Source organism: Bradyrhizobium sp. (assembly GCF_049512235.1).
GTDB lineage: Bacteria > Pseudomonadota > Alphaproteobacteria > Rhizobiales > Xanthobacteraceae > Bradyrhizobium.
In genome coordinates this window covers 1-7749 of sequence record NZ_JBEKXH010000313.1, presented here as the reverse complement: position 1 = coordinate 7749, position 7749 = coordinate 1, and the positions used below count along the sequence as shown (strand labels likewise).

Below are 7749 nucleotides of genomic sequence, written 5' to 3'. Positions count from 1 at the left end.
AACGGCGATCCCTCCTCGAACCAGGAACGCGGCGCGGGCGCGCCCCACAGGGTTTGCCGCCGCGGGTCCTTCAGCGACCAGCGCAATGGCTCGTGATCGTGATCGCCCGTAAAATAGTCGCTGGTGTAGAGTTCCAGGCGATGGCCGTCGGGGTCGCGGACATAGAGAAAAAACGCATTCGAAATGCCGTGGCGGCCGGGTCCGCGTTCGATGTTCTTGAGGTACCCGCTCGAGGCCATGACGTCGCATAGATGCAGGATGTTCATCGCGGTCGGCACCCAATAGGCAAAATGGTGCAGGCGAGGACCCCGGCCATTGGTGATGGCGAAGTCGTGCACATTGCCCTTGCGATGCATCCATGCCGCCGCGATGCGGCCGTTCGGCCCATCCTCCTCGCCGTACTCGGTCAGCCGGAATCCGAGCTGCGCCCAGAAGTCGATGGTCTGCTGAACTTCGGCGGCGAACACGTTGAAATGGTCGAGCCGTTGCGGGTGGCAGCCTTTGTAGAGATCATAGCGGCGCAACAAATGTGGGCGTTTCTCCATCGACGCATAGAGCTCGATCTGAAAGCCCTGCGGATCGGAAAATTGCAGCGTGCGGCCCTGGAAGGGCTGATCGGCGAAAGCGCAAGCGATGCCATTTTCCGACAGGAAGATCGCGGCCTTGTCGAGATCCCTGTCGTTGCCGACCTTGAAGCCGAGGTGATTGCAGGCGGCGGCGGGCGCCTTGCGCAGCACCAGCGAGTGATGCTGATGCTCCTCCGCTCCGCGCAGGTACACCGCCTTGTCGTCGTGATCCTCGACATGCAGTCCGATGGTATTCTCGTAAAAGGCTCGGCTGGCCTTGAGGTCCACCACATCGAGGATGGCATGGCTGCACCTGACGATATTGAACGGCGGATCGAAGACGTGCTGCGGTACGGGCATGTGTTGTCCTTGGTTCGGGCATATAGACGATTTGTCATTCCGGGATGCTTCTCAGGTCGGCACCTCCTTCAGCGCCTCGTGAATGTTGTTGCGCTTCCAGCTGGTTTGCTTGTCGTTGATCTGCATGTCGAACGACAGCGCGAACTTGCTGGTAGCGAAAACCGGGTCGAGATAACCCGAGAGCGCCTTGAAAACATGTTCGCCGGCCTGCTTGCGCGCGGCGAGATCGCGTCCCTCGCCCAGCCGCAGCACCATGGCGAGAAAACCGAAATGCGCAGCCCCATTGGCGATGGCGTAATGCTCGCAGCGGATGGCGCGGACGCGAATGCCCCCGAGCGGAAAAATTCCGGTTTCGACCGCCGCCTTGCGGACGACTTCGACGACGCCTGCCATGTCGACGCTGGCGTCGAGATTGGCGGAATACTCGATCGTAAAATGCGGCATGTCCGGACTCCCAGCAATTGTTGAGGACGATAGCATGCGAAATAAGGGCGGTAACGATGAGGAAGCTGGCCGCGAGTAAGCGCAAATCTGCATGCTCCCGAGTTCGTCCGGCATGGCTCGCCAGGTTGCCGAGCCTTGGGCGAAGCGTCTGCTCATCAATTTGGCCAAGCTCGCTACGGGGAATGCGGAAATTGATGCAATATCAATTTACTCTGCCTGCAGTGCGCCGTAGACACGCGCGACGATTTTCGCCAAACGCATAACCTGAAAGTAGGCCAACCCATAGAGTTGGCCGCCACGGGAGGACTGGATGAAGCCTACGAGACGCGATTTCACGGTTGGGCTGGCCGTTGGTATCACCGCACCTTTCGTCATGGGAGTTGCGCGCGCCCAGGCCGCGACCATCAAGATCGGGATGTGCGCACCGGTGACCGGCCCGGCGGCCGAATCCGGCGGCTACGCCATCAAGGGCGCCAAGCTTGCGCTGGAAGCCGTCAACAAGGCCGGCGGTATTCTCGGCAAGCAGGCGGAACTGATCATCGAAGACGATCAGACCACCAATCCCGGCATCGTGCTGGCCTTCTCCAAGCTGGCCTCGCAGCCCGACATCGTGGCTTTCCTGGGCTCGATCCGCTCCACGCAGGTCCACGCCATGGCGCCCGACGTGCTCAAGCTCGGCAAGCCTGTGATGATCGGGGGTACCGATCCCAACCTGACCCATATGGGCAATCAGTGGCTGTTCCGGTTTCGCCCCAATGACAGCTATTCCGGCCGCGTAATCGCCGATTACGGCGTCAATACGCTCGGCAAGAAGAAGTGGGCCGTGCTGCATTCGACCGATGCGTTCGGCACCGCCGGCGGCAAGGCATTGACATCGGCTCTGGAAAAGCTGGGTACGCCTGCGGTGCTCGATCAGGGCTATGCCAACCAGAGCCAGGACTTCACCCCGGTGGTGCTCGCGATCAAGCAGTCCGGCGCCGATATTCTCGGCTCCTATTTCACGTTTGAAAACGATCTCGGCATCTTCGCCCGCCAGCTGCGCCAGCTCGGCGTCAACATTCCCTGGGTCGGCTCGCCTTCGATCGTCAACATCACCGCGCTGAAACTGGCGGGTCCCGCGCTCTATGGCACCTACGGCGTTGCCGATTACGCCGAGGATTCCAGCGAGGCCTCGAAGGCTTTCGGCAAGGCCTATCGCGATCTCGCCAAGGTGGCGCCGGATAACCAGAGCTCCTGGCCCTATGATGCCGTTACCGTGCTCGCCGCGGCGATCAACAGGGCCGGTTCGACCGACCCGGCCAAGATCCGCGAGGCGATCCTGGGCATCAAGAAGTTCGCCGGCGCCGAGGGCGAATATAATTTCGACCCGAACGGCGACGGCCTTCACGGCTACAACATCGTCAGGAACGACAAGGGCAACATCGTCTACGACAAGCACATCGACTTCAACGATTGATATGGATCTCGTACTGCAACTGTTGTTTACCGGTATCGGCATCGGCGCGGTCTATGCGCTGGTGGCGCTCGGTTTCGTGCTGATCTTCCGGGCCACCAATGTGGTGAATTTCGCGCAAGGCGAATTCTCCATGGTCGCCGCCTATCTGATGGTGGTGTTCGCGGTCGATCTGGGCTGGCCGTACTGGCTGTCCTTCCTGCTGGCGCTGGCCGGCATGGCGCTGCTCGGGGTGATCTTCAATCTCGGGGTTTATTATCCGCTGCGGCACCGCAGCTTTCTGCCGGTGATCATCGCCACCATCGGCGCCTCGATCCTGATGGCCAACTCGGTGCTGGCGATCTACGGCCCGCAGCCGCAGGTGCTACCGGGATGGTTCGACACGCCCGGCATCCAGCTCGGAGCGGTCTATCTCGACAGCCAGTATCTGCTGATCATCGCGGTCACCATCGTGATGGTGATCTTCAACTACTGGTTCTTCGAGCACACCATGCTCGGCAAGAAGCTGCAGGCCACCTCGCAGGACAAGGAAATGGCCTCGCTGCTCGGCATTTCCGTGTCGACCATGATCATGGTCACCTTCATCTACTCGGCGGTGCTCGGCGGCCTCGCCGGCATTCTGGTCGCACCGGTGCTGTTCGTGTCGATACAGATGGGCTCGACCATCGCGCTGAAGGCCTTTGCCGCCACCATCATCGGCGGCTTCGGCGACGTCGCCGGCGCCATCATCGGCGGGCTTTCGCTCGGCATCATCGAGACCTTTGGCGCCGCTTATATATCGGTGCCGTACAAGGACGGCTTTGCCTTTCTGGTGCTGGTGCTGTTCTTGATCTTCCGGCCGCAGGGCATCTTCGGCGAACGCGTCGCGGAGAAAGCATGAGCGCGCCCAGCGACAACATGCCGATCGCGGCGCCGGCGATACAAACGAGACCGCTGCTGCTGCGGCATTTGCCGTATTTCATCGGCGCGGCCGTCGTCGTGGCACTAGCCGCCATGATGCAGTTCGACGGCTACATCCTCAACGTCCTGATGCAGGCGACGACGTTCGCGATCGCGGTGTTCGGCCTCTCGGTCGTGCTCGGCCTGTGCGGGCAGATCAATCTGGCGCAAGCCGCGTTCTTCGGTTTCGGCGCCTATGCAGTCGGGCTCGGCACGGCCGATCTGCATCTGAGCTACTGGCTCTGCCTGGTCGCGGGCAGCCTGATCGCTCTGCTGGCGGGCGCGTTCCTCGGCATGTCGACGCTGCGGCTCGGCGGACATTACCTGGCAATGGTCACGATCTCGTTCCAGCAGATCGTCACGCTGGTCATGATCAACGCCATCGAACTGACGCACGGACCGGATGGCGTCTCCAACATCGGCCGTCCCCAGCTGTTTCCGACCTCGCAGGGCTATCTCGCGTTCTGCGTCGCGGTGCTGGCGATCATAGGCTATGTCGTCTGGCATTTGCCCGATACCCGACTTGGGCGCGCGATGCGCGCCGTGCGTGACAATGAACTCGCCGCCGGCGTCAACGGCATTGACGTGTTCCGCACCAAGGTCTCCGCGTTCGCGCTCAGCGCCGCGCTGGGCGGCCTTGCCGGCGGGCTGTTCGCCGGCGGATTTGCCTATGTCAGCCCGGATCAATTCTCGTTTGCGGAATCGATCGTGTTCCTGACCATGTCGCTGCTCGGCGGCGTCGCTTCGCCGATCGGCTCGGCCATCGGCACCGGACTACTGATCCTGATCCCGGAATGGCTGCGGTTCCTGAAGAGCATTCCCGGGCTTTATCTTGCGATCTACGGCCTGTTCGTCATCCTGATCATCCGCTACATGCCCGATGGCATCTGGGGATTTGTCAGTGCCGCGCTCGATCGCTGGCGCAGCCAGACCAGGCCACAGGCGGCCACCGCGCCGCTGCAATTGAAGCCGGCGACCGAGGGCAGCGACATGGTGCTCGAGGTCACCGGCCTTTCCAAATATTTCGGCGGCCTGAAGGCCGTCGATGGCGTCGATATCGCGGTGAAGCGCGGCGGCGTCCACGCCCTGATCGGGCCGAACGGCTCCGGCAAAACCACGACGCTGAACGTGCTCTCCGGCCTCTACAAGGCGACATCCGGCAGGATCGTGCTCGATGGCACCGACATCACCCATATGCCGCCGCATCTGCGCACGGCGGCGGGATTGGGACGGACGTTCCAGAACATCCGCCTGTTCCGCTCGATGACGGCCTTGGAGAATGTTGAGATCGGCGCCGAGCGGCCCGGCAACAGGCTGATCGGCAGCCGCGGCGCCGGCGCGCTGACCGAGCGCGCCATGGAAGCGCTGAATTTTGTCGGCCTAGGCGGCCGCGCCAACGAACAGATCTCGAGCTTTTCCTACGGCCATCAGCGGCTGATCGAGATCGCGCGCGCGCTCGCCGCCAACCCGACCCTGCTGCTCCTCGACGAACCGGCGGCCGGCCTGAACTCGAGCGAGAAGCTCGAACTGCACGAACTGCTCAAGCGCATCGCAGCCCAGGGCCTCACCATCCTGATCATCGATCACGACATGACCCTGGTCTCCGAAGCCGCCCAGCACATTACCGTGCTCAATTTCGGACGCCGCATCGCCGATGGCGAATCGATGGCGGTGCTTCGCCATCCCGATGTCGTCTCCGCCTATCTCGGAACCGAATGATGCCGCTGCTCCAGATCAACGATCTGATCGTGCTCTATGGCGAGATCGAAGCCCTGCGCGGGGTGTCGTTCGGTGTCGAGGCCGGACAGGTGGTGACCTTGCTCGGCGCCAACGGCGCCGGCAAATCCACCACGCTACGGGCGATTTCGGGACTGGCAAAACCCGCGGCCGGCGAAATCCTGTTCGACGGCCACTCGATCGCGGGCCTCGGGCCGGAAGCGATCGTGCGGCTTGGTATCTCGCACGTGCCGGAGGGACGGAGGGTTTTCCCCGGCCTGACGGTGAAGGAAAACATCATGCTCGGCGCCTCGAACCGCCGGATCGCCAAATCGCAATTGTCGCGCGAAGCCGATGCGATGTTCGATCTGTTTCCGGACATCCGGTCGTTTGCCAATGCGCTGGGCTGGACCTTGTCGGGCGGGCAGTTGCAGATGGTCGCGGTCGCCCGCGGCCTGATGGCGAAGCCTCGCCTGTTGCTCTTGGACGAGCCCTCGCTTGGGCTGGCGCCGGTCATCGTGCAGGCCGTGTTCCGGATCATCGCGGAAATCCGGCGCAACACCACGGTGCTCCTGGTCGAGCAGAACGCGCGCATGGGGTTGTCGGTGGCCGACCACGGCTACGTGCTGGAAACCGGCCGCATCGTCCTCGGCGGCAAGCCCGATGAATTATGGGGCAACGAAGCCATCGCCGCCGCCTATCTCGGCGGTCATGCCAAAGCCAGTGTGTGAGACGAGCATCGATCCATGGTCACGATACAGCTGGAAAATCTCATCACCTTTGTTGCCGACGTGTTCGCTCATGCGGACTCCTCAAGCGAAGAAGCGCGGCGCATTGCGAGCTACCTTGCGACCGCCAACCTGACCGGGCATGACAGCCACGGCGTGATCCGGGTTCCGGTCTATATCCGATGGAAGAAGATGGGCTCGGTCATTCCCGATCAAACCGTCGAAGTCGTGGTCGACACGCCGTCGCTGGCGGTGGTCGACGGCAAGTTCGGCTACGGCCAGACGGTCGCGCCGCAGGCGGTCAGGATCGGCATCGAAAAGTGCAAGGCGGCAGGGCTCGCCGCAGTGGCATTGCGCAATGCCGGCCATATCGGCCGCGTCGGCGACTGGGCCGAAATGGCGGCCGCCGAGGGGCTGGTTTCGGTCCACTTCGTCAATGCGGCCGGCTCGCTATTGGTGGCGCCCTATGGCGGCGTCGAGAAGCGGCTGTCGACAGCGCCTTATTGCGTCGGCATTCCGCGAAAGGGTCAGGACCCGATCGTTCTGGATTTTGCGACTTCGATCGTCGCCGAAGGCAAGGTGCTGGTGGCGAGCCGCGGCGGCAAGAAATTGCCTTCAGGAGCGCTGATCGACTTCGACGGCACGCTGAGCGAAGACCCGGCGGTGCTGTACGGGCCCTACAGCGCGGCGGGCGCGCGCGACCATACCAAGGGCACGGGCGCGATCCGGGCGTTCGGCGAGCACAAAGGCTCGGGGCTCGCCTTCATCTGCGAATTGCTGGGCGGCGCGCTGACCGGTACCGGCGCGACCGCCCCGGACCGGCGCTTTGCCAATGGCATGTTTGCGGTCTATGTCGATCCCAGGGTGGTCGATACCGGCAATTTCTTCGACGGCGAAATCTCCCGCTATGTCGACTTTATCAGGGCGACCAAGCCGGTGGCCGGCGTCGACGCGGTAAAGATTCCCGGCGATCCCGAGCGGAAAATGCGCGCCGATCGTACCAAAAATGGCATACCCTTGCCGGATGATACCTGGGCGGCGATAGTAAGCACTGCGCGAGAAGTCGGCGTCAGCGAGGTGAGCATCCAGCGGGCGACAGCGTGAAGACCGATAACAACAAACGAAAGGGAACCGCCGACCATGGCAAACAACGTCAAGAAAGTATGGGCCTCGGGCAAGGCCGTGGTGAATGCCTGGCTGGCGATACCGTCAGGTTTTTCCGCCGAGGTGATGGCGCAATGCGGGTTCGACAGCGTCACCGTCGACATGCAGCACGGCGTGCAGGACTACCTGTCCATGGTGCAATGTTTCCAGGCCATGAACGGACATCCGGTGACGCCGATGGTGCGGGTGCCCTGGAACGAGCCGGGCATCATCGGCAAGGTGCTCGATGGCGGCGCCTATGGCGTGATCTGCCCGATGATCAACACCAAACAGGAAGCCGAAAACCTGGTGGCCTATGCCAAATATCCGCCGCGCGGCACGCGCTCGAACGGCCCGATCCGTGCCGGTCTGTATGGAACCGCCGGCAGCTATCAGCAGA

The 7749-nt window shown here is 62.6% G+C and carries 8 protein-coding genes; 6 read left to right on the top strand and 2 right to left on the bottom strand.

Annotated elements, in window-relative coordinates; translation table 11 throughout:
- On the bottom strand, positions 1 to 926 hold a 926-nt coding region (gene hpaD / locus ABSG20_RS24445), incomplete at its 3' end, for a 3,4-dihydroxyphenylacetate 2,3-dioxygenase (RefSeq protein WP_423867074.1).
- 51 nt (positions 927 to 977) lie between these two features.
- Entirely contained in the window at positions 978 to 1370 is a 393-nt protein-coding gene (locus tag ABSG20_RS24440) for a 5-carboxymethyl-2-hydroxymuconate Delta-isomerase (protein WP_423867073.1), read from the bottom strand.
- A 310-nt stretch (positions 1371 to 1680) separates the two neighbouring features.
- Between ABSG20_RS24440 and ABSG20_RS24435 the strand changes: the two genes are divergently transcribed.
- The 6 genes from ABSG20_RS24435 to ABSG20_RS24410 all read left to right on the top strand — a co-directional run.
- A complete protein-coding gene (locus ABSG20_RS24435; protein ID WP_423867072.1) occupies positions 1681 to 2826 on the top strand; it encodes an ABC transporter substrate-binding protein in 1146 nt (381 codons plus the stop codon).
- A 1-nt stretch (position 2827) separates the two neighbouring features.
- Positions 2828 to 3703: a branched-chain amino acid ABC transporter permease gene (locus tag ABSG20_RS24430; protein WP_423867071.1), complete on the top strand. Its 876-nt coding sequence runs from the start codon at positions 2828 to 2830 to the stop codon at positions 3701 to 3703.
- Positions 3700 to 5481, top strand: a complete 1782-nt coding sequence (locus ABSG20_RS24425) for a branched-chain amino acid ABC transporter ATP-binding protein/permease (RefSeq protein ID WP_423867070.1) — start codon at positions 3700 to 3702, stop codon at positions 5479 to 5481. The genes ABSG20_RS24430 and ABSG20_RS24425 overlap by 4 nt, the downstream gene beginning before the upstream one ends.
- The gene (locus tag ABSG20_RS24420; RefSeq protein WP_423867069.1) at positions 5481 to 6209 is read left to right on the top strand and encodes an ABC transporter ATP-binding protein; all 729 of its coding nucleotides are present in this window, start codon (positions 5481 to 5483) and stop codon (positions 6207 to 6209) included. The genes ABSG20_RS24425 and ABSG20_RS24420 overlap by 1 nt, the downstream gene beginning before the upstream one ends.
- Positions 6210 to 6224: 15 nt before the next feature.
- A complete protein-coding gene (locus ABSG20_RS24415; RefSeq protein ID WP_423867068.1) occupies positions 6225 to 7310 on the top strand; it encodes a malate/lactate/ureidoglycolate dehydrogenase in 1086 nt (361 codons plus the stop codon).
- A gap of 36 nt (positions 7311 to 7346) precedes the next feature.
- Positions 7347 to 7749 (top strand): HpcH/HpaI aldolase family protein (locus ABSG20_RS24410; RefSeq protein WP_423867067.1); only part of this gene is annotated, 403 nt, incomplete at its 3' end.